Consider the following 284-nt stretch of genomic DNA (forward strand, 5'->3'; position numbering starts at 1 on the left):
GGCGCCTGCACGAGGCCGCCGGGCATCGCGGCCTGCGCGAGGCTCACCTCCTTGGCGGGCTTGCCGAAATAGCGCAGCGCCGCCGCCTCGACACCGTAGGCGCCGGCGCCGAAATAGACGCGGTTCAGGTAGAGTTCGAGGATCTCGTCCTTCGTGTACTTGTGCTCGAGCCAGAGCGCGAGGACCGCCTCCTGGATCTTGCGCGAGGCCGAGCGCTCCGGGGTCAGGAACAGGTTCTTGGCGAGCTGCTGGGTGAGGGTCGAGCCGCCCTGCGCCACACCGCG

General features: G+C 69.7%; 1 protein-coding gene. It reads right to left on the minus strand.

Annotated elements, in window-relative coordinates:
- On the minus strand, positions 1–284 hold a 284-nt coding region (locus ACLBYB_RS33405), incomplete at both ends, for a transglycosylase domain-containing protein (RefSeq protein ID WP_447701447.1).

The organism is Methylobacterium sp. D54C (assembly GCF_053345595.1).